17 protein-coding genes, 3 pseudogenes and 1 riboswitch are annotated in these 20150 nt (G+C 41.4%); of the genes and pseudogenes, 17 read left to right on the plus strand and 3 right to left on the minus strand.

Features of this window, described 5'->3' with window-relative positions:
* Positions 1 to 336 precede the first annotated feature (336 nt).
* The 4 genes from V7K36_RS32440 to V7K36_RS32455 all read left to right on the plus strand — a co-directional run bounded on the left by V7K36_RS32440 (position 337) and on the right by V7K36_RS32455 (position 3302).
* Positions 337 to 867: a hypothetical protein gene (locus tag V7K36_RS32440; RefSeq protein ID WP_335121999.1), complete on the plus strand. Its 531-nt coding sequence runs from the start codon at positions 337 to 339 to the stop codon at positions 865 to 867.
* Positions 868 to 997: 130 nt separating this feature from the next.
* The gene (locus tag V7K36_RS32445) at positions 998 to 1135 is read left to right on the plus strand and encodes a hypothetical protein (protein WP_335122001.1); all 138 of its coding nucleotides are present in this window, start codon (positions 998 to 1000) and stop codon (positions 1133 to 1135) included.
* Positions 1136 to 1326: 191 nt separating this feature from the next.
* Positions 1327 to 1854 carry a hypothetical protein gene (locus V7K36_RS32450; protein WP_335122003.1) on the plus strand — a complete coding sequence of 176 codons (528 nt, stop codon included), beginning with the start codon at positions 1327 to 1329 and terminating at the stop codon, positions 1852 to 1854.
* Between the two features lie 788 nt (positions 1855 to 2642).
* Positions 2643 to 3302, plus strand: a complete 660-nt coding sequence (locus V7K36_RS32455) for a hypothetical protein (RefSeq protein ID WP_335122005.1) — start codon at positions 2643 to 2645, stop codon at positions 3300 to 3302.
* Positions 3303 to 3356: 54 nt separating this feature from the next.
* On the opposite strand, the gene V7K36_RS32460 is transcribed toward V7K36_RS32455, so the two are convergent.
* Positions 3357 to 4415 carry a glycosyltransferase family 4 protein gene (locus V7K36_RS32460; RefSeq protein ID WP_335122007.1) on the minus strand — a complete coding sequence of 353 codons (1059 nt, stop codon included), beginning with the start codon at positions 4413 to 4415 and terminating at the stop codon, positions 3357 to 3359.
* A 321-nt stretch (positions 4416 to 4736) separates the two neighbouring features.
* Here V7K36_RS32460 and V7K36_RS32465 point away from each other — a divergent pair, with 321 nt between their 5' ends.
* The 4 genes from V7K36_RS32465 (at position 4737) to V7K36_RS32480 (ending at position 9595) form a co-directional block, all read left to right on the plus strand.
* A complete protein-coding gene (locus V7K36_RS32465) occupies positions 4737 to 7145 on the plus strand; it encodes a GH116 family glycosyl hydrolase (RefSeq protein WP_335122009.1) in 2409 nt (802 codons plus the stop codon).
* Between the two features lie 137 nt (positions 7146 to 7282).
* Positions 7283 to 7465, plus strand: coding sequence for a hypothetical protein (locus V7K36_RS32470; protein WP_335122011.1), 183 nt, complete (start codon positions 7283 to 7285; stop codon positions 7463 to 7465).
* Between the two features lie 1145 nt (positions 7466 to 8610).
* Entirely contained in the window at positions 8611 to 9081 is a 471-nt protein-coding gene (locus V7K36_RS32475; protein WP_335122025.1) for a HetP family heterocyst commitment protein, read from the plus strand.
* 328 nt (positions 9082 to 9409) lie between these two features.
* Complete coding sequence (locus tag V7K36_RS32480) at positions 9410 to 9595, plus strand: hypothetical protein (RefSeq protein ID WP_334831743.1); 186 nt, start codon at positions 9410 to 9412, stop codon at positions 9593 to 9595.
* Positions 9596 to 9860: 265 nt separating this feature from the next.
* Here V7K36_RS32480 and rpe read toward each other — a convergent pair whose 3' ends face one another.
* A complete protein-coding gene (rpe, locus tag V7K36_RS32485; RefSeq protein WP_334831741.1) occupies positions 9861 to 10568 on the minus strand; it encodes a ribulose-phosphate 3-epimerase in 708 nt (235 codons plus the stop codon).
* Between the two features lie 279 nt (positions 10569 to 10847).
* On the opposite strand from rpe, the gene V7K36_RS32490 reads away from it, so the two are divergent.
* The 5 genes and pseudogenes from V7K36_RS32490 (at position 10848) to V7K36_RS32510 (ending at position 15366) form a co-directional block, all read left to right on the plus strand.
* The gene (locus tag V7K36_RS32490; protein ID WP_335122013.1) at positions 10848 to 12443 is read left to right on the plus strand and encodes a S8 family serine peptidase; all 1596 of its coding nucleotides are present in this window, start codon (positions 10848 to 10850) and stop codon (positions 12441 to 12443) included.
* A gap of 71 nt (positions 12444 to 12514) precedes the next feature.
* A riboswitch (cobalamin riboswitch) is annotated at positions 12515 to 12654 on the plus strand.
* A 26-nt stretch (positions 12655 to 12680) separates the two neighbouring features.
* Positions 12681 to 13457, plus strand: coding sequence for an energy-coupling factor ABC transporter permease (locus V7K36_RS32495; RefSeq protein WP_335122015.1), 777 nt, complete (start codon positions 12681 to 12683; stop codon positions 13455 to 13457).
* Positions 13444 to 13745: pseudogene (locus V7K36_RS32500) on the plus strand (energy-coupling factor ABC transporter substrate-binding protein). Before V7K36_RS32495 ends, V7K36_RS32500 begins: the two are co-directional and overlap by 14 nt.
* Positions 13742 to 14554, plus strand: coding sequence for a cobalt ECF transporter T component CbiQ (gene cbiQ, locus V7K36_RS32505; RefSeq protein WP_335122017.1), 813 nt, complete (start codon positions 13742 to 13744; stop codon positions 14552 to 14554). Before V7K36_RS32500 ends, cbiQ begins: the two are co-directional and overlap by 4 nt.
* Positions 14529 to 15366, plus strand: a pseudogene (locus tag V7K36_RS32510) (energy-coupling factor ABC transporter ATP-binding protein). Before cbiQ ends, V7K36_RS32510 begins: the two are co-directional and overlap by 26 nt.
* Before the next feature lie 172 nt (positions 15367 to 15538).
* On the opposite strand, the gene V7K36_RS32515 reads toward V7K36_RS32510, so the two are convergent.
* Positions 15539 to 16561: a serine hydrolase gene (locus V7K36_RS32515; RefSeq protein WP_335122019.1), complete on the minus strand. Its 1023-nt coding sequence runs from the start codon at positions 16559 to 16561 to the stop codon at positions 15539 to 15541.
* Positions 16562 to 17208: 647 nt separating this feature from the next.
* On the opposite strand from V7K36_RS32515, the pseudogene V7K36_RS32520 reads away from it, so the two are divergent.
* From V7K36_RS32520 to V7K36_RS32535, 4 genes and pseudogenes are all read left to right on the plus strand, one after another.
* Positions 17209 to 17358 (plus strand): annotated as a pseudogene (locus tag V7K36_RS32520) (IS4 family transposase); the annotation flags it as partial.
* Between the two features lie 368 nt (positions 17359 to 17726).
* On the plus strand, positions 17727 to 18263 hold the full coding sequence (gene pyrR / locus V7K36_RS32525; RefSeq protein ID WP_334826148.1) for a bifunctional pyr operon transcriptional regulator/uracil phosphoribosyltransferase PyrR: 537 nt from the start codon (positions 17727 to 17729) through the stop codon (positions 18261 to 18263).
* Between the two features lie 290 nt (positions 18264 to 18553).
* Entirely contained in the window at positions 18554 to 18706 is a 153-nt protein-coding gene (locus V7K36_RS32530; protein ID WP_335122021.1) for a hypothetical protein, read from the plus strand.
* A 169-nt stretch (positions 18707 to 18875) separates the two neighbouring features.
* A complete protein-coding gene (locus V7K36_RS32535) occupies positions 18876 to 19643 on the plus strand; it encodes a circadian clock KaiB family protein (RefSeq protein WP_335122023.1) in 768 nt (255 codons plus the stop codon).
* The last annotated feature ends 507 nt before the right edge of the window (positions 19644 to 20150 follow it).

The following is a 20150-nucleotide window of genomic DNA, read 5'->3' on the forward strand; positions in this document are numbered from 1 at the left end:
CTATAACCCAACCTGCCCTACCCCCTTGCACATGATTATCCACAGGATTTCAAGGGTATTAAATAGCCTTTCGTCAGGGCAGGACTGGCAAAGGGCTGGTTGGAAGAAGCATCTGACCACAGCATATTTAACGCTTATCAACTAGCTGTTGGTAGTTGTTACCGAAAAGTATCCAGTTATAAACTTTTTCTGAAGTTGAGTAAGTTTATTTGCTTATACATAGAATTGTCAGGAGTGGATACTACCGCAGTAGCCCACACTCACTCAAAATTGACAATTATTTCCAATTAAGATCATCTACTGCTGAAATTACCAGGCTATTTGGAGAAATTTATTATGCTAGAGTCATTTATCCGCAGCCCTTTTAATGGTTTTGCCACGTTAACGATTTGTGTATTGTCGGCACTCACTATTCCAAACTTTGTGAATCTGCACAAAGCTGAAGCTGAATCTATAACGGATTGTCGCAAATTGGTGACAGGCACGTACCTGACGACAAACTCTGGAAACTTCGGTTCGTTTCGTGGGATTACAACGTTCACTCAAGATAGCAACTTTGTTTCCACTGCCTCAGTCCAAAGTAATGTTCCCCCTTTTCAACCTTTTGGTAATATACAGGGCAGTTGGAAGTGTACCTCCGACAGAGAGATTACTGCCACGGGACTCGACTTTAATTATCCAACAGCGACATTACCCGGCAAAATTACCAGAACCGATTATCGTGCGACATTTAATCCGAAAACTGGGATAGTGCAAGGAACAGTAACACTGAGGTTGTTCTCACTAAACGCAAATCCGCTCAAAGATAATGTCCCGCTAGAGGGGACGTTCACTTTCACAGGGCAACGGATAAACCCTCCACAGTAAACCACTACAGGGAAAAGTGGTGGCGTAATCCCAAACGGAACCCTGTTTTACAATCCATTCGCTACCCTGCACAATCTAGCGCCAGGTGCTGGAATCATTCTATCAGTGCCACCAGAGCAAGAGGATAAAGATGGGCCGATCAGAGTGGCTGAATACCGCTATTCCGGAATCAATTAGCGTTTTGAGTGTACTGGTCTTTGGTGCTTTAGGCGTAACTTTAAAACTAAAGCGATCGCTACTCACAGCATATTTAACCCTTGTCAACTAGCTGTCGGTACTTGTTACCGAAAAGTATTCTATTGTAAACTTTTCCTGAAGTTGAATAAGTTTATTTGCTTATACATAGAATTGCCGAGAGTGGATACTACCGCAGTAGCCCATACCTACCCAAAACTGACAATTACTTCCAGTTAAGATCATCCACTGCTGAAATTACTGGGCTATCTGGAAAAACTTATTATGCTACAGTCATTTATCCGCAACCCTTTTAATGCTGCCACGTTAACGATTTGTGTATTTTCGGCACTCACTATTCCGGACTTTGTGAATCTGCATAAAGCCGAAGCTGAATCCATAACGGATTGTCGTAAATTGGTGACAGGCACGTACCTGACGACAAACTCTGGTGACTTCGGTTCGTTTCGTAGTATTATAACGTTCACTGAAGATGGCAACTTTTTTGCCACTGCCTCAAACCAAAGTGGTGTTCCCTCTGTCCAACCCTATGGTAATATACAGGGCAGTTGGAAGTGTACTTCAGACAGACAGATTACCGCCACGACACTCGACTTCAGTTACCCAACAGCGACATCACCCGGCAAAATTGGTATAAGCGATATTCGTGCGACATTTGATGCGAAAACTGAGGTAGTGCAAGCAACAGCAACAGTTCGGTTCTTCAATCTAAACGCAAATCCGCTCAAAGATAATGCCCCGGTAGCAGGGAGATTCACTTTCACGGGGCAGCGTGTAAAACCTAGACAATAACACACTACAAGCAAAATAGGACACCTTCACCTTTGAGCATCTCGGCTTCGCTCGGTGGAACCGTAGTCGAAAGGGATAAGGGGTGTCTGGTAGTACATCCAAGGCGGATAATTCCACTATTTAAGCGTGACTATGCTGAAAGTCGAGTTGCTTAAATCCAAATTGCAATATGTCTGACTATATTTAACTATTTGATTTGGAACTATTACGTCTCAGAATATGACGCACCTCTGAGCACACGTTGTACTTTAAATTCAGTTTCAGAGATCGCTTCAGTAACGTAACCCATTTGTGAGAGATTAAGATTATATACTATTTGTCAATAAGCAATAGTACTTACAATTTTAGGGAAAAGGTAGTGTGACTTTAACAACAAACGTCAACTTTACTTTAGTAATAAATGCCCCAGCAGGAACTTATCAAGAGAACAAAGTATACCTAACCATTTCATGATTGGCATCCTAACGATAAATTAAATTTTGTCAGTATACTTGCACACTGAGAATCTAAATCAAATTTTTTAAATTCACATATTGCCCAATCTGTCAACGCATAAGTTCTAACTTAGATTTTTTATAAAGATTGCGTGAAATTACTAGTTATCGTGATCAAGCATTACAATAATTGCTTTATAAATCAACCTATGAGTAAATCTAAACTCAGTCAACAGACACACATTAACCACTATTTATCTAGCAGGTAGATAGCAGTTTAAAAGTGAATTTTTGCTGTTTGATTTAACCCACGCGGTATAGCATTCTTTCAATCAATATGAAGAGGACAGAAATATGACTACAATAGCAACCAAAATAGCCTTGTCTGTTCTAGGAGCAGCAGGAATTAGTTTTTTGTCTTTGACACCAGCGAGAGCCGTCATCTTGGTAGAACCGATTGTGACGACTAAAAATCAAGACATACTCGACACAAAAAAACCAAGAACCCTTACAGACTATCAACCAGGGCAAGTAATAGAATATGGTGTTCCAGATGTAGCTAATAACTTTCTAAATGCCACCGGGTACGATATAAATAGCTTGGTCTTTGATTTAAAAATGCTCTACTATAGTAATCCGAATTCTACTCCACCACTTGATAATGAACCAGTGCAGTGGGGAGATGTAAATGGAGATGGCAAGATTGGTTACTCTACTAACTCTGATCTAAAGGATATTTTTACAGACATTAGCATCAATGGTAGTACTATCACTTTTAGTGGTGGCGTAATCCCAAATGGAACCCTGTTTTATAATCCATTCGCTACCCTGCCAAATCTAGCGCCAGGTGCTGGAATCATTCCATCAGTGCCACCAGAGCAAGCGGATAAAGATGGGCCGATCAGAGTAGCTGCTTATTACACTGCTGTTCCGGAATCAACTAGCGTTTTGAGTGTACTGGTCTTTGGTGCTTTAGGTGTAGCTTTAAGATTAAAGCGATCGCTACACTCTTAACACTTTTACGAATCGTGATGTGTAAAGCCCCTGTCATTCATGCGGGGGAGTGCGTCAATCTGTAATTAATTCACGATACACTACCAGTGTTTCTTGATGGACGCGGGCAACACTCAGCCACTCTAGGTTTTGATTTGCCCGTTGTTTCCATTCGTGCAGCATATCGGCATTACTCAGTAATTGTACTAAAACCCCAGCCAAAGCATTACTATCTTTTGCTGGCACTAAAAGACCTGCTTGCCCATTGTCCAAAGCTTCAGGAATCCCATCTACTTGAGTTCCAACGATCGCAGTTCCAGCTTCCCTAGCTTCCGAAAGTACCAGAGGGCAAGGGTCACGATGAGAAGCCAACACAAATATGTCACAAGATATCAGATAGCGTTGAGGTTGCGGTTGGAAGCCTTCAAAATGAATGCGTTCTTTTACAGAAGTTGCCAGTGCCTGTACTTCAAATAGCTGTTTATCAGGGCCATTTCCTACCAAATAAAGGTGCGCTTGGGGAAAATCTGAGGCAATTTTTTCAAAGGCAGCAATTAATTCAGTAATTCCCTTACGTTGATACATCCCGGCTACAGTGGCGATCGCTGGACGGTGTAATGGTAAAGGTTGATAATCCTGTATTTGTCGCGTGCGGGGACTCCCCAAAGTTCCATTGCATACCACCCGCAACTTGTTTTCTGGGATACCACGCTTTGCCATAGAATTTCGCACAGCCTTACTGACGGCAATTACCCTGTCAGCTAAACCCATCAGCAGACTGGAACGCTGAAATTCGTTGTGGACTGTGGAAACTAAAGCATACTTATGTCCTTTAAAAATACGTGCTAGTATGACTCCGGTCATCATGTGAGCATGAACAATATTAGGCTGAAATTCAGCTGCGATCGCTCGATAACCCATAGCCGCTTTGATCATACTTATCGGTTTCCTCGTTTGGTCTAGTTGGTAGTGTTTGACGCCACAATTATTTAGTAATTTCTCATATTCACCACCAGCAGAAATAACTGCTACTTTATGACCAGATTTTGCCTGTAAACAAGCCAAGTCCACAGCCACATTCACAATACCGTTACCTATTTCTTGAACGTGATTCAAAATATGTATGATTCTCATAATCTTTGAGATATGTATAAAAAATCAAGATAAGTAACTGGGTATAAATCAATATAATTATTGAGGTCTTCAGCGATAACTCAAAAGTAGTCACTAGTGCGTAAAATAGACACTAACTACTGACTAAGAGCGCTTCTAACCAGTTACTTAGCTTAAAGACTTATTCAGTAACGGCTCAATAAATCGGGGTAAAACTCCAAAATTCTCAAAACTGAATCTGCTATTTCAGTATTATCACAAGAGCCGCACCCAAATGACTTGAGAAAAATCACACGTCGCGCTAGTCTTCATTGACGTAACTGCACGCTGTAACATTAGGCGATGACAAATCAACTCTCTCCAGAAATTCCCTCTTGCACTTGGAGCCGTCCCATCGGCTTAGGCTGGGACAAACCTTATACCGTTCGCTACGCTAGCAATATCGATGATGGTCCTTGGCATGGTATGCCTTTAGGCGGCTTTGGTGCAGGTTGCATCGGTCGTTCTTCACGGGGAGATTTTAACCTGTGGCACATCGACGGCGGTGAGCATACCTTCAAAAATGTCCCCGCTTGTCAATTCAGTGTGTTTGAATCCAATGGTACATCTTCCCAAGCCTACGCTTTATCTACGCAAGCGCCCGATGATCGCACTCTCAAGGCTTGGCAATGGTATCCGACATTCCCCGACACAGAGGGGACGGGCAATTATCACGCGCTATATCCGCGTAGCTGGTTTGTGTATGAAAATGTATTTCAATCACAGTTGACCTGTGAGCAATTTTCACCAATCTGGGCAGGTAATTACCAAGAAACTAGCTACCCTGTGGCGATATTCCTCTGGAATGCTCATAACTCCACAGATGCACCTATTACTCTCAGTATTATGCTAACTTGGCAAAATATGGTGGGCTGGTTTACAAACGCCCTCAAATCTCCCCAAGTGCAGGTGCGCGATGATGGTAGTCCGGTTTCCGAATATCAACCACGCTGGAGTGAAAGTCAAGGAAACTATAACCAAATTGTTGAAAATACACAACAGTTTGGCTGTGTTTTAGGTCGGGTTGGTAGTAATGAACTTTTACAAGAAGGTGACGGAACTTGGTGTATTGCCACGGTGAAGCATCCCCAAGTGGAAATATTTCACCACAGCCGATGGAATCCTGAAGGAACGGGTGAGGAAATATGGCAAAGCTTTGCTAAAGATGGTTCTTTGCCTAATTATCTAGATCCGACTCCAGCAACAGAGAATACACAATTAGGGGCGGCGATCGCAATCCGTTTCACTCTCCAACCAGGCGAAACTCTCGAAATCCCCTTTGTCGTCGCTTGGGATTTGCCGATCACAGAATTTGCGGCTGGAGTTAACTATTACCGCAGATATACAGACTTTTTTAGTAAAAGTGGTAACAATGCTTGGGCGATCGCATCCACTGCGCTACAAGAATACCAAACCTGGCGATCGCAGATTCAAAGTTGGCAACAACCCATTCTCGACCGGGAAGATTTACCCGACTGGTTTAAGATGGCTCTATTTAATGAGCTTTACGACCTCACTAGTGGCGGTACTCTCTGGAGTGCAGCATCGGAACTTGACCCCATCGGTCAGTTTGCAGTGCTGGAGTGCTTAGATTACCGTTGGTATGAAAGTTTAGATGTGCGGTTATATGGCTCTTTTGCGCTGCTGATGCTGTTTCCAGAGCTGGAAAAGTCAGTGATTCAGGCATTTGCACGGGCAATTCCTCAAGGTGATGATACTCCCCGAATCATTGGCTATTATATGACAATTAAAGCAGAAAGCCCGATCGCAGTTCGCAAAGTTGCAGGTGCAACACCCCACGATTTAGGCGCACCAAATGAACACGTCTGGGAGAAAACCAACTACACCAGCTATCAAGACTGCAACTTGTGGAAAGATTTGGGTAGTGATTTTGTCTTGCAAGTATACCGCGATTTTTTGCTCACGGGTGCTGACGATGTAGAATTCCTGTCAGACTGTTGGAATGCGATCGTTCAAACCCTCGACTACCTAAAAACCTTTGACCTTGATGGCGATGGGATTCCCGAAAATTCTGGTGCGCCAGACCAAACCTTTGATGATTGGCGGTTACAAGGAGTCAGCGCCTATTGTGGCGGGTTGTGGTTAGCGGCGTTGGAGGCTGCGATCGCAATCAGCGAAGTTCTATTAACGCACCGCCGAGGTAACGCAGAAGAGTTGGCGTTACAAAAATCCATCTATGAAGCTTGGTTAGAACAATCTCGGCCCATCTATGACCAAAAACTTTGGAATGGGCAATATTACAAACTTGATAGTGAAAGTGGTTCCGATGTGGTAATGGCAGATCAACTGTGCGGACAGTTTTATGCTCGTCTACTAGACTTACCTGATATTGTACCGAGCGATCGCGCTCTCTCTGCTCTGAAAACAGTTTATGATGCGTGTTTTTTGAAATTCTGCAAGGGTGAGTTTGGTGCTGCTAATGGTGTTCGTCCTGACGGTTCACCGGAAAACCCCAAAGCTACTCATCCCCTTGAAGTCTGGACGGGGATAAACTTTGGGCTGGCGGCTTTTCTTGTGCAGATGGGAATGAAGGATGAAGCCTTGAGGTTGACGCAAGCTGTGGTGGAGCAAATTTACGACAATGGTCTGCAATTTCGCACGCCTGAAGCTATCACCGCAGCTGGTACTTTCCGTGCTAGCACTTACTTACGGGCAATGGCGATTTGGGGAATTTACTTAGTTATTAATTGATTGGCTATCAAAGTGGTTCTCATTTTGATGCAACACACGTAGGTTAGCACAGATGTGCTAACCTACGAACGGTCGTATTCCACGTACATAGCACAATACGCTTGGGTTAAGGATAATTGTAGGTTGGGTTGAAGGTCATGAAACCCAACAAAGCACGACAAATGTTGGGTTTCGTTCCTCAAACGCCACTTGCTTCTCCCAAAGGGAGACGCGCAAGGGACAAGTCGGGAAACCGCAAGGGCGCAGTGGCTCCCCAACCTACACAGTTTAAGGTTTTTGGCGCTAACCCAAGCGTATTGGTATATAGCAATCCTATTTGATTTCGTTCAAATCACAAGACTCAGATCCCCGACTTCTTAGAGAAGTCGGGGATCTCGTTGTTCACGAATTATTTAGGATTGCTATAGTATGTGCATTGTCAAATGAAAGCAGAGTCTAGATTTCTGATTTTATTTTCTGAGTGTTTCCGGAAGCGAAAGAAAATTTCAGTAATGGTAAGAGTTGAAGGATTGAGAATTCAAGACTACTCTTTCAAAAAATGCAAATATTACTAGCTTTGAAAGCATCCCGTCACAGGTCTTTTGCTTAACTAAGTTGATAATAATTAAAACTATATATATTACTACTAACCACTAATTCTCTTTTAAAACTAGGCTATCTGTGATTCCTGGTAGATGCTCATGAAATATTCATGATCAGTTTACAGTGATTTCATTTAGATAAGCTAAAGCTGTAGCCTTTGTATATCAAGACTTCCAAGGTTAATCAATAACATTATTTAATTGAAAATATTTAAAAAAATTTTCAATACCTATGGCTACTCACGTTTTTTAAATTCTCTATACATTATTCTTTTTAGAAGTTGCTTTAGCTTATCGTTAATGGTAATATTTTCTAGCGACTCGATAATAATAAAGGGTTTAAATTGATATCGGATGAGGGGTCTTACCCCTCATGAATTAGTAAATGAGGACAAAATTAAAAGTTGCACAATACAGAAGTACGTATCGAAATATATTCAGTAAATTTAACTGATCAATCTACTAGTTTAGTAGATGACATTTGCCCCAAAAAATAGTATAAATACGAATAGCCTTGTTAACGCTCAAAGATAAATAAATTTTCTCTACTAGCCGAAAAAAATATGCGAAATTCCCGGAAAATGCTTAATTCAGCAGTAGTAAGAAATACAAGCAGGCGAACAGATAAAATTTTATTGAATTAGGAGTTGAAAAAGTTTAAGAGGACAAAATTGTATCTATCAAGAGCCACGCGAAACTTTTGTCCTACCAGTTATATGAAAAGACAAAGGTAAATTTTTACCTTTCACTCTCATTGACGATATTTTCCCAGAAGCGATTAAACAGCTGCAAAAAGACTAGTGCAGTTTGTAAATCTCAATTAAAACATCAACAATCGTAGAAACTGAACTAGTTTACTTCATCCCAGAAAACTAAAACCTATGATGAATCAAGACATTGCTGGCATTAGTAGTAACTTAGATAAGACAGTGAAGGCTCAACAATTCGATAAAGTAGTTGAAGCAATTCTTGCTGGAAAATATTCCTGGGCATGTGTTTTAATGCTACGATTTGCTGGCTATAATCCTCTCCATTACATTCCATATCGCACCTACAATCGATTGCTAAAAGACAACTCTAAAGCCAGTAGAACAAATCAACAGCAAAGTGAAAACCTAAAAATGCTGAAACAGGCTAATGATTCAATATCTGATAGTAATGGATCATCAAGCTGCTTAAGCAAAATCAAAGACCGAGCTTATTTGGAAGTAGTTGGAAAGCAAAAAACAGAAATTCGTGGTGGTAGTTTAGATCAGAGATTGACACAGCAAATTAACGATCATCAATCAATAAAATCGCAATTAAATCCAGAAAGCGCTCAAGATATTTCCTTGAAACGCTGTGGATTTAATTAACAACTATTTGGAATCAATAGATTCTGCCCTAAAGTTAATTAAGTGTCTGAGAGCCTGCTACGCTAATTTAAAATTTATAGCATGGCAGGTTTTCTATAACAGTGATTAATTATGATATTTTTTTAAAAAATCTGCCAATATGGCAAATATATACTAATGAAATTGGTAAACTAGTAAAAACTACAACTTAAACCAAAAAAGAGGTGATTGGCAAACAAGTTAATTTTAAAAAATAAAATCAATGATTAGTTCTGACTATGAAATAAATCAAAATGATTACAAGAGTAGTCAGCATTTCATGGAGTAAATAACTCCTACACCAAGACCGATGATGCAACCGTTGCTACTGGTGGTTCTATTTTCGAGGAAGTCTGAGCAAAGAGAATTTGGAGCGGTAGCTTCTCCCAATCCAAACTTCACACAGCTTTCACCGACTGCAGACGGTGCGAGTAATGCTTATAAAACTTTCTATACTGTTGTTGGTGTTGCTTTAGTTAATAAAGCAAACGCTTAACACCAATACCAGGAACGGAAATAGAAAAGTTTCGGTGAAATCGTTGTCGTGGCTGGTAGAACTAGTATCTCATACGCTTCTCTTTCGACTATTGTAATCCTAGTCCTCCCAACCTGGATTATCTGTGGTTTCTAAACTTTCAATTTATATAGCAACTACTGGAAGTTCAAAACTTGAATAGCTTCCAGTATTTTTATGTCTAAAAAAATCAGGTGGGCAATTTGCTCACCTGATTTTTGTGGAGTACAGTTAATCAAAAAATGAATTAAACCTTGGCTAATTCTGGGGTAGGACGCTTGCTATTGCGAATTGCTGTAATCGCCTCAGCATAATCCTTGGCGTTAAATACAGCTGAACCGGCGACAACTGCATTGGCTCCCGCTTCCAAAACTTGCCAGGTATTATTTGCCTTCAATCCTCCATCCACTTCAATCCAAGGGTCAAGACCACGTTCATCACACATTTGACGCAGCTTGCGGATTTTGGGTAATACACCAGGGATAAAGCTTTGACCACCAAAACCAGGGTTGACGCTCATAATCAGTACTAAATCGCACAAATCTAGAACGTATTCAATTAGCTCTAGAGGGCTACCAGGATTAAGTACAACTCCAGCTTTCTTACCAAGCTCTTTAATTTGCCCCAAGGTACGGTGCAGGTGTGGGGAAGCATTATGCTCGCAGTGTACGGTGATATGATCGGCACCCGCCTTAGCAAATCCCTCTACATACTTTTCTGGCTCTACAATCATCAAGTGGACATCTAGTGGCTTGGTCGTAATCGGACGAATCGCCTCCACAATCAGAGGACCTATCGTAATATTGGGTACAAAACGACCGTCCATTACATCAACATGAATCCAATCTGCTCCAGCCGCGTCTATGGCGCGAATTTCGTCACCTAAACGACTAAAATCGGCTGATAGGATAGATGGAGCAATTACAATGGGCTTTTGAGATCGGTTTTGGGTCATGGCTAGTGGGTTTTTAAGCGTCCTCGTCTGTACGCATTGTAACAAAACATTGAGCAAGACTCATAATTTTGATCCGGGCTTTTTTGGGGAATGGGGAGTGGTGGAAAATAAGAACTCCTGACTCTGCTAATTTTGGGTTTTAGATTTTAGACTTCGGCGTGACTCTTCGGCAGGGTTAGGGTAACGCATAGCTCAGCACAAGTCAGTCGAACGCTTTTTCCTTCAATCCCAAATCGAAAATTCAAAATCTAAAATTGAATGACCAATGACAAATCACCAATGACTAAAAAACTAACCTGGATAATTTGGGGATTAAGTGCTTCTTGTCTGAGTGCGCCGGTAATTGCTTCAGCTTTAGAATCTGCACTAGGAACTAACGGTATTGATGCTCTGAAGCTACACCAACCTCCTTATAATTTAATCGGTCGTAAGATTGCTATTGGTCAAGTGGAAATTGGCCGACCGGGAATGTTTGGGTGGGATAAGGCGGTGTCTAAAAATCATGCCATATCTTTAGCAGCAGTATTCTTACGCAATGGGCCAGCTAAATCAAATAGCGGTGTTGACTCCCACGCCTACAATGTTGCTGGTGTGATGGTTAGTAAAGACAAAGCTTTGCCGGGAGTTGCTCCGGGAGCGCAGTTGTATTCGTCTGCGGTGGGTTCTACTAAAAACATGGGTCAGGCGGAAGAGTGCTTATCAGCCCAGCATATAGCATTACAAAATGGTGGCGATGTTCGTGCCATTAACTTTAGCTTTGGTGAACCTCTGAGCCGCGATCCTCGACCGGATGCTACTTTAGATGGCAATGCTTTGCTAACTTTATGTGTTGACTGGTCTAGTCGGGTTCATGATGTTTTGTATGCGATCGCAGGCAACCAAGGTAAGGGTGGTATTCCCATTCCTACAGATAATTTTAACGGATTGAACGTGGCTTTTTCATCCCGCAGAGGGGGAGTTTTTAACAAAGTAGACGTGGCTAATCTGGCCGGTGCTAACCAAGGAGTGAGTGGAAGGCTTGCTGGAAAGGAATTTAATCTTGGTATCCGTCGCGCTATCAGTTTAGTTGCTCCTGGGAATAACATTCCTTTGCTGAATCCAGATGGCAAATTGAACAAGGTTACAGGTACCAGTTTTGCAGCGCCTCAAGTTACGGCTACTGTTGCTCTGTTGCAGGAATTTGGTGACAGACAAATGCGGGCAAAACAACCGCACTGGAGCATCGATTCTCGCCATCATCAAGTAATGAAAGCTGTATTGCTGAATTCAGCAGACAAAATCCAAGATAGCGGTGATGGCTTACGGTTGGGAATGACTCGAACGCTAATTGATAAACAAAATCAAAGCTGGCTAGATTCAGATGCTTATAAAGATCCAAAGATTCCCTTGGATGCCCAAATGGGAGCGGGTCATTTGAATGCATTTCGCGCTTATCAGCAATTTAGTGCTGGTGAATGGCCGCCATCAGCTGCGGTGCCAGCTATTGGTTGGGATTATCACACAATCAATGTTGGAGCATATGTTGACTATATATTAGCAAAACCGTTAAAGCAGGGAAGTTTTGTTGCCGTCACGCTGAGTTGGGATCGATTGGTGAAACTCAATGATAAAAATAAAAACCAGCAATATGACGTGGGCGAAAATTTTAGCGATCGCGGTTTGAATAATCTCGACCTATACTTAGTAAAAGCTGATGCTCAAAATTCAAATGCTGTTGCTGTTTGTTCCTCAATCAGCGACATCGATAGTGTAGAACATATTTTCTGCCCCGTTGCTGCTACTGGAAATTACAAAATCCGCGTCCAGTTTCGTCAAAAGCTCAATGAAGCGACTCAGCCTTATAGTTTAGCTTGGTGGAGTGTATTTATAAATTGAAATAGGGAGGCACAATTGTCATCTCTGGGCACTGTTTCGGTAAAAAATCGCGGCTCAAAATTAGTAATGGTGATATAGTTACTGCAATCGGTTCTGATGGGGAGCAGCCATCGGACGCAAAGGGGAAAGTCCGGTGAAAATCCGGCGCTGTCCCGCAACTGTAAACCAAAATTGGGTGAGTCAGGATGCCCGCCGGTTAGAATCAATTCGTTTGCATAAATCTGCGAGGTACAGATTATGAAAAGAAAAAAACAGGCGTTAGTCAGTCTAACCCTGATGGGAGTTATCAGTTTTTATCTAGTAGTTGGTTTACCAAAACCCGCCTACGCGATGCACATTATGGAAGGTTTTTTACCAGTGCAGTGGGCAATTTTTTGGTGGATTGTGGCATTACCATTTTTTCTACTAGGATTGCGTAGTCTGACTCGCATTACCCAAGCTAACCCGGAACTGAAACTACTGTTAGGCTTGGCTGGTGCTTTTACTTTCGTGCTGTCAGCGTTGAAAATCCCTTCTGTCACAGGTAGTTGTTCTCATCCTACGGGAACGGGGTTAGGTGCGGTGCTGTTTGGCCCCCTTACTATGTCGGTTTTGGGTAGCTTAGTATTGTTGTTTCAAGCTTTGTTACTGGCGCATGGCGGCTTAACAACGCTGGGTGCAAATGCTTTTTCGATGGCGATCGCTGGGCCATTTGCGGCTTACTGGATATATAATCTGACAATCAAGTTGGGTGGTAAACAAAAAATCGCCATATTTTTAGCAGCTGCGATCGCAGATTTACTCACTTACATTATCACTTCTATCCAACTCGCCCTAGCTTTTCCCGCCCCTGTTGGTGGGTTTATTGCTTCCTTTGCCAAGTTCGCCGGAATTTTTGCGATTACTCAAGTTCCCTTAGCAATTAGTGAAGGATTGCTAACTGTGTTGGTATGGAACTGGCTGCAATCTTATAATCCTCAAGAATTGGAATTACTGAAATTAATCAAACAACGAAGTGGCAATGAGTCAATCTAAAAAAGCGTTGAGTAACTGGCTGTTGTAGTAGCTGTCTTAGCTTTAGCAGTTGCACCGTTAATATTTGTGCGTGGTGGAGAATTTGCCGGTTCTGATGACAAAGCCGAAAAAGCAATTACTGAAATGCAACCTGGATATAAACCCTGGTTTAAATCATTTTTTCAACCAGCTAGTAGTGAAATAGAAAGCCTGTTATTTGCTTCGCAAGCAGCTTTGGGTGCTGGAGTAGTCGGTTATGCAATTGGGTTGTATAAAGGACGTTCCCAACAACAAAAACGTGAAGAATGAACCTGCAACTAGATACTTTAGCTTATACTAATCGACTGCGAAGATTGCCACCAGAACATAAGCTGATTTTTGCATTTACTACTCTTGCTATTTCCCTTTGTACCCATCCGCTAGTGCAAATGTTGATGGCGCTTTGGATGAGTGTTTGGACAGTTATCTATGCAAGAATTCCGGCTGGTGTTTATTTTCGGTTGTTATTGTTTACCATAGTTTTTTGTTTGACAAGTTTACCAGCACTGATGGTGAATGGAGTTGCGATTAATGATTTGCGAAGCGTGCAATTAGATTCATGGTATGGACTAACTCTCGGACACTTCTATATTTATATCAGTCATAGTGGCAGTATCCAAGCATTGGAAATTTTAACCAGAGCATTAGCCTCTGTTTCTTGCTTATATTTTCTCATGTTAACTGTCCCTTTCACGGAAATCTTAGAAACTCTGCGTTACTTGCGATGTCCAGTGCTTTTAACCGATTTGTTATTACTAATGTATCGGTTTATTTTCATTCTGCTGAACACAGCCAATGAATTGTGGACAGCACAAAATTCCCGTGGTGGCTACATCACTTGGCGTAGTGGAATGAAAAGTTTAGCACTACTAATCGGACAACTATTACAGCGAACCTTACAACGATATAGTCAGTTCTCTCTCGGACTAAAAGCACGGGGTTTTGTGAGTGAATTTCGAGTTTGGCATCCGCGCCGCTATCGTCCCCAAGGGCGGTATATCATCGAAGCAATTTGCGGCTGTGTAGGATTAATAGGATTAGAATTTTGGCGAAATGCAGGAATATTTACTCGAATTTGAGCAGGTATATTACACCTATCCAGGGGCACAGGAATCAGCTTTGAATGGTCTAACACTGAAGATTCCATCTGGCAAAAGGTGCGCGTTAATTGGTCAAAATGGTTGTGGTAAAACGACACTATTTTTATTAGCTAACGGTCTATATAAACCTGATTCTGGTGTTGTACGTTGGCGTGGTGAACCGTTAATTTATAACCGAAATTATCTTGGTAACTTACGGCAGAAGGTTGGACTAGTATTTCAACATCCAGAACAACAATTAGTAGCTTCTACTGTTGAAGAAGATATATCTTACGGGTTATGTAATTTGGGTTTACCAGAACCAGAAATTAAAGACCGAGTAGAGCAAGCATTAGTTGAATTTGAATTGACTACTTTAGCAGAAAGACCAGTGCATCATCTGAGTTTAGGACAAAAAAAGCGAGTTTCTATAGCTGATGTGATGGTGTTACAACCAGAACTGCTGGTTTTGGATGAGCCAACTGCATATTTAGATATAAAACATACTCGTAACTTAATAGCAACCCTGAAAAAAATTCATCAAGATGGAACTACTTTAGTAATGGCAACCCACGATTTGGATCTCGTTTATCGTTGGGCTGACTGGGTTTTTGTCATGGATAAAGGGCAACTGATGCTAGAAGGCAAACCACAAGATGTATTTAGCCAGCGTACACTTTTAGAAGAGTTAGAGTTGGGCGTACCATTCATTGATATATGAGATATTATTTTATGGGCTATCTGCTGAGTCAGGAGTAGTTATAGAACGAGTCCGAAAACGGATATTAGAACTATTTCGTAATTTTTCTTGATTAGACAGTTAGAGAATGTCAAGAAATCAGGATACAATGCTTTTATAAACAATCCAAAAACTTAATTAGTGTATACAGTTTTGTTGTTTGTGATTCGCCACAAAACTTCTGCGGAGTTTGATATAACTTCTACTGAGACTTGTGTTTGTGTCCCGGTAAAAAACGTCAATAATTAAGGTAGATGGCTAACTTTTGGTTGCTCAAAGTAGCCATACACCATCTGAGAAACTTGACGAATAAAAGCTGTTGCTCTCTCGTCATTATTCGGTCTTCGCACGAAAATTCCTGCTAAATAACGCTTTCCTGATGGTGTTTCAATGATACCCGCATCTCCAAGTACAAACCTTAGAGTACCTGTTTTGTGAGCAATACTTGCCCCATAACCCAAACCAGACGGGAGTAAGCTTGTATTATGGCAACGAATCATGATACCTAAAACTTGAGAGCGACTTGTATTAGAAATTAACTGATTATTTGTAATCAAAGCTGACAATCGTACTAAGTCTTTTGCACTAGTTTTATTAGTTCCTTTAAAGTCTCCTAACATATTGTGAATCACAGTACTTTGCAATCCCCAAGTGCGAAACCTCTGATTTAAATTTGCCTTACCACCTAAACGGTCGATAATCATATTTGTAGCGGTATTATCGCTAATAGTCATCATTTTAGTTATAGTTTCCAAAAGACTAATCTTAGTTCCCACCCGCCGATACTGCATATCTCCAGAACCACCAGTAACGTGTTTACGTTGCATTACCAATGTCTCAGTTAATTTGATTCTCTTTGTATCTATTCCTTGAAACAAAGCAATTAAAATAGGATACTTAATTGTGCTAGCGGCGGAGAAAGCTTGACCGCCATTGATATTTAAATAATCGCCTGTTTCTAAGTCCATAAAAAAGATTCCGGGAGTGAGGAATCTGTAGCGAGCAATTAATGCTTTAATTGGAGTTTTTAGTTCCGATATTTCTCGTCCTAAAGTAACTATACCAGTGTATTTAGGAGTCTCTCTTGGGTTAAGAAAATCGCTTGAGCGAGTTGGGGGAATGAATTTTAGTTCTGGTAGTTGTAACTCTGATTGATTTCCACTCCCGCCATCTGCGCTGTCAACTTGATTCGTGTTGGAATTCGCCTTGACTGGCGACGAGAGTAGAATAATACTTGTGAGACTAAGTAATAACCAGCGTAGTTTCATGTAGTGCTGTGATGATAGTGTTGGATTGACTTACAGAGATTTCCAGAGAAGTAAATGAAATCCGGATTGATTGATATAATATTCACTAAAATATCCCATGTCAATAGATATAGATAACATAAATTACTGCAAGTTGGGGGATAAAAACTATGAATTCAAGTCAGAAGATGAGCTAGATAAAATTTACATATATCCCATCAAGTAGTTATGTATTTAGACAAATAGTAAGAGATTAAGATTGCGGTTTAAGTTTTGCTAGCAGTGATTTATACATAGCGATCGCGATAAATCAAACACCCGCAATTGAACCGATTAAACAAGAATGCAGAATCAATAATTTTACCTATACTGTAAATTATCACAGATGGGGAAGAGTGAAAAACTACAACTTACAGCTATTTTCAGGTAAATAGACCACGCAGTAAAGGCACAGCAATGCTCATTGGTGTCAACTTAAGCAAAAAGGAGGCAGAAGATGTAATCTAAGAATATCTGAATTGATGTGATTAGTGATACATCATGAGTAGAAAACGTCTAGCGCGAAAAGGCAACCCAGACCTGCGTCAACAAAAATATGTGCCAGCGCCGCCCATGGAAGAAATCGAGAAAGAAATATTTTCATTGCTATCTCCAGTGAGCTTTAAACTTTTTCCCAAGCTGTTCTCCGTGATGATGCCAGTGACGCTGTTCCTTATCTTGTGGAACATCAAAAGCTCTTTGGATTAGTCAAAACTAGGCGTAAGCGTCACCGAGAGATTGACGCTTACACCCAGCAAATTTGGGCAAAATCTTCTTAAGTTGACACCAATGAGCAATGCTGTGCCCCTACGACAGATATGGTTCAAATACTTGAATTCTGCTGTACTACTCCAAAATAGGTAATGATAAATATAAAGTTAGGAGTTAGGAGTTATATCATGTCCGGGTAATTAGTTGTGATTCCCATAGTCATTGCACCCCACACGCCAGATGCTCCACTTGGGGAGACCCCTCTGAGCGCTGGCTCCCCTTAATCCCCTCCCCGCTCTTCAGGTGGGGAGACAAAACGCATCTTTGGCGGGGTGGGGTTCTTCGGGTTTAATAAGTAATCAAGCGGACATGATATTAGGAGTTAAGAATAAAAACTCCTAGCTCTTAACTCATCACTCCTAACTTATCACTCACTATGTCTGCCAAAGTAGTTGAAATTCTCTCATCCGAAGAAATCCGTCGTACCTTGACTCGCCTTGCTTCTCAAATTGTGGAAAGGACGCGTGATTTGTCTCAATTAGTCCTTCTCGGTATTTATACCAGAGGTGTATTATTAGCCGAATTGTTGGCGCGTCAAATTGAGACGCTGGAAGGTGTAACCGTTTCGGTCGGTGCTTTGGATATTACATTTTATCGAGATGACCTCGACAAAATTGGGTTGCGGACTCCAGCGAAAACCAACATTCCTTTTGACCTGACAGGGAAAACAATTGTACTTGTAGATGATGTAATTTTCAAAGGACGGACTATTCGCGCTGCTTTGAATGCCGTAAACGAGTACGGTAGACCAGAAGTGGTTCGTTTAGCTGTATTGGTAGACAGAGGCCATCGAGAATTACCAATTCACCCAGATTTTATTGGCAAGCAGTTACCTACTGCTAAAGAAGAAATTGTCAAAGTTTACTTACAAAATTGCGATGGACGAGATGCAGTGGAGTTGATTGGAGATTAGGAGTTATTCAATTTTAGATTTTAGATTTTAGATTTTAGATTTTCCTTCAATCCCTTCTCCTATCAGAGACGCTCTTGCTTGCTTCCTCGCAGCAGGCTACGGTGTACACAGAAGTCCGCAGCCATATCTTTATTAATAAATCTCGCACTGCGTTTCTATCCCGCCTCGGAATGAATTCCGAGTCTCATAGCTGAAGTCCACTAAGCGTAAACTAAATGATCAATTCAGTCTACGCTTAGTGGAATGCAAGCTATCAGCCCTGAACCTCAGTTCAGGGCGGGAGGCGGGATGTGGGTCAGCGTGACAGTTTCACTCTGACAAAAATGTGGCTAGAGGATTTTTCAACTTGTGTGTACACAGTAGCCGCATCACCAGGGGTGGCGCTCGTACCGACACTCGATAGCGTCCCTTGCGCGTCTGGTAGAGAAGCGTTAGCGACGTAGGAGCGGGTTAGAGTTCCTCTTGGCAATCAAGAGCATTTTCTTCCAGTTTTGATAACGAGATTTATGGGATTTTTAATGGGTTCCGAATTTTCTAGCTGATCCTGGTTGCGGTTATAGCTAAGGTAAAAGGTAAAAGAGAGAATTTTTTACTTTTAGCTTCCTAGCCTCTGTGAATAACTTGACGACAAACAAACTATCTACACCCCAGTTGTTTAAAGGCATTGCGCTATTTACACCTGGAGGAGATGTAATTTATTGCATCGACCCTAGCAAGCAAGGTCGATGGCACTTGCATTTATGCTCGGCTTTGCAAGAAATCCTAGATTTACCAGAGCCGCCGCACTTTTTAGTGCCTTGTTATACTGCGACTATTGACCACTGGTTAGATCCGCGCACTCAACAAGTGCGAACTTTTGCTGAAGCTTATTCGGCTGTAATTAGACATCAAACTTTGCTTAATACCATTTTTGGCACAGGGGAGTTAGTATGGCAAGCAGCTCCCTGGCAGGAGGGATTGTGCGATCGCATGGTGTTAACAACTTATCGTTCGTCATTCCCGCAGCTTTGGGAAGATCACGATTTAATTGTCCGTCTAGACCTTTCTGAACCTGTGCCAAAATACCACCAACCAGTAATAGTACAAAAAAAGGAAGTCATCACACAAGGCTATGTTCTCCGCTTATTTGTAGCCGGACATAGCAGTACTACTGAACGCATTCTGCAAAATTTACACGAATTATTAGAGCGATCGCTCGGACATCCTTATACTCTGAAAGTGATTGATGTTTTAACTCATCCAGAACAAGCAGAACTCAATCAGGTTTCTGCAACTCCTACCCTTGTCAAGGTTTGGCCGCACCCAATTCGGCGAATCGTTGGAGAGTTGGATCATGTAGAAAAGATTTTACAGATGTTAGCTGCTAAGGAAAAATTTTAAGTAATCAGACTAGTTTTTTTGCCAAGTGCGCGAATGGGTAGGTGTTGGTGAAGGGGTGACTACAAAAATGGCTAAATTGCAGTATATACAAGGACTTGAGGGCTTTAGCATCTTTAAACCATCCGCGCACATTATGTAGACTGACTTTCAGCTATTTACAGCTTGCACAACTGACGGGGCGACAAAAAAAGCTAGGATACAGATAAAATAAGCTCCATAGCCCTAAGACCCCGTTGATAATACTTGCGCTTATTGCGACTTAATTTTATTAAATCCGTGACTAAATCTTGACATACCGATCTTTTTCTACCATAAATTGCTGCATTCTTTATCTCGTAAGCTTTTTAGCTTATTTTGTCGCCCCGTCAGAGATATAATAGTTCTCTAATTGTGTCGCTATTATCGGAAGTTATTAGAGGATGTCTGAGAAGTTTTAGATATGTGATTTTCATCACGCAAGTTGCTTGAGCATTAATCGAATCATGGCAACATAAATAAATGCTTCAG

The sequence above is a fragment of the Nostoc sp. genome (genome assembly GCF_036919555.1).
Taxonomy (GTDB): Bacteria; Cyanobacteriota; Cyanobacteriia; order Cyanobacteriales; family Nostocaceae; genus Nostoc.

What these genes read in the sequence shown, in the direction of transcription:
- V7K36_RS32440 (WP_335121999.1), top strand. Translation starts at nt 337, where the DNA reads ATGCTAGAGTCATTTATCCGCAGCCCTTTTAATGGTTTTGCCACGTTA.
- V7K36_RS32445 (WP_335122001.1), top strand. Translation starts at nt 998, where the DNA reads ATGGGCCGATCAGAGTGGCTGAATACCGCTATTCCGGAATCAATTAGC.
- V7K36_RS32450 (WP_335122003.1), top strand. Translation starts at nt 1,327, where the DNA reads ATGCTACAGTCATTTATCCGCAACCCTTTTAATGCTGCCACGTTAACG.
- V7K36_RS32455 (WP_335122005.1), top strand. Translation starts at nt 2,643, where the DNA reads ATGACTACAATAGCAACCAAAATAGCCTTGTCTGTTCTAGGAGCAGCA.
- V7K36_RS32460 (WP_335122007.1), bottom strand. Translation starts at nt 4,415, where the DNA reads ATGAGAATCATACATATTTTGAATCACGTTCAAGAAATAGGTAACGGT.
- V7K36_RS32465 (WP_335122009.1), top strand. Translation starts at nt 4,737, where the DNA reads ATGACAAATCAACTCTCTCCAGAAATTCCCTCTTGCACTTGGAGCCGT.
- V7K36_RS32470 (WP_335122011.1), top strand. Translation starts at nt 7,283, where the DNA reads ATGAAACCCAACAAAGCACGACAAATGTTGGGTTTCGTTCCTCAAACG.
- V7K36_RS32475 (WP_335122025.1), top strand. Translation starts at nt 8,611, where the DNA reads ATGAATCAAGACATTGCTGGCATTAGTAGTAACTTAGATAAGACAGTG.
- V7K36_RS32480 (WP_334831743.1), top strand. Translation starts at nt 9,410, where the DNA reads ATGATGCAACCGTTGCTACTGGTGGTTCTATTTTCGAGGAAGTCTGAG.
- rpe (WP_334831741.1), bottom strand. Translation starts at nt 10,568, where the DNA reads ATGACCCAAAACCGATCTCAAAAGCCCATTGTAATTGCTCCATCTATC.
- V7K36_RS32490 (WP_335122013.1), top strand. Translation starts at nt 10,848, where the DNA reads ATGACTAAAAAACTAACCTGGATAATTTGGGGATTAAGTGCTTCTTGT.
- V7K36_RS32495 (WP_335122015.1), top strand. Translation starts at nt 12,681, where the DNA reads ATGAAAAGAAAAAAACAGGCGTTAGTCAGTCTAACCCTGATGGGAGTT.
- cbiQ (WP_335122017.1), top strand. Translation starts at nt 13,742, where the DNA reads ATGAACCTGCAACTAGATACTTTAGCTTATACTAATCGACTGCGAAGA.
- V7K36_RS32515 (WP_335122019.1), bottom strand. Translation starts at nt 16,561, where the DNA reads ATGAAACTACGCTGGTTATTACTTAGTCTCACAAGTATTATTCTACTC.
- pyrR (WP_334826148.1), top strand. Translation starts at nt 17,727, where the DNA reads ATGTCTGCCAAAGTAGTTGAAATTCTCTCATCCGAAGAAATCCGTCGT.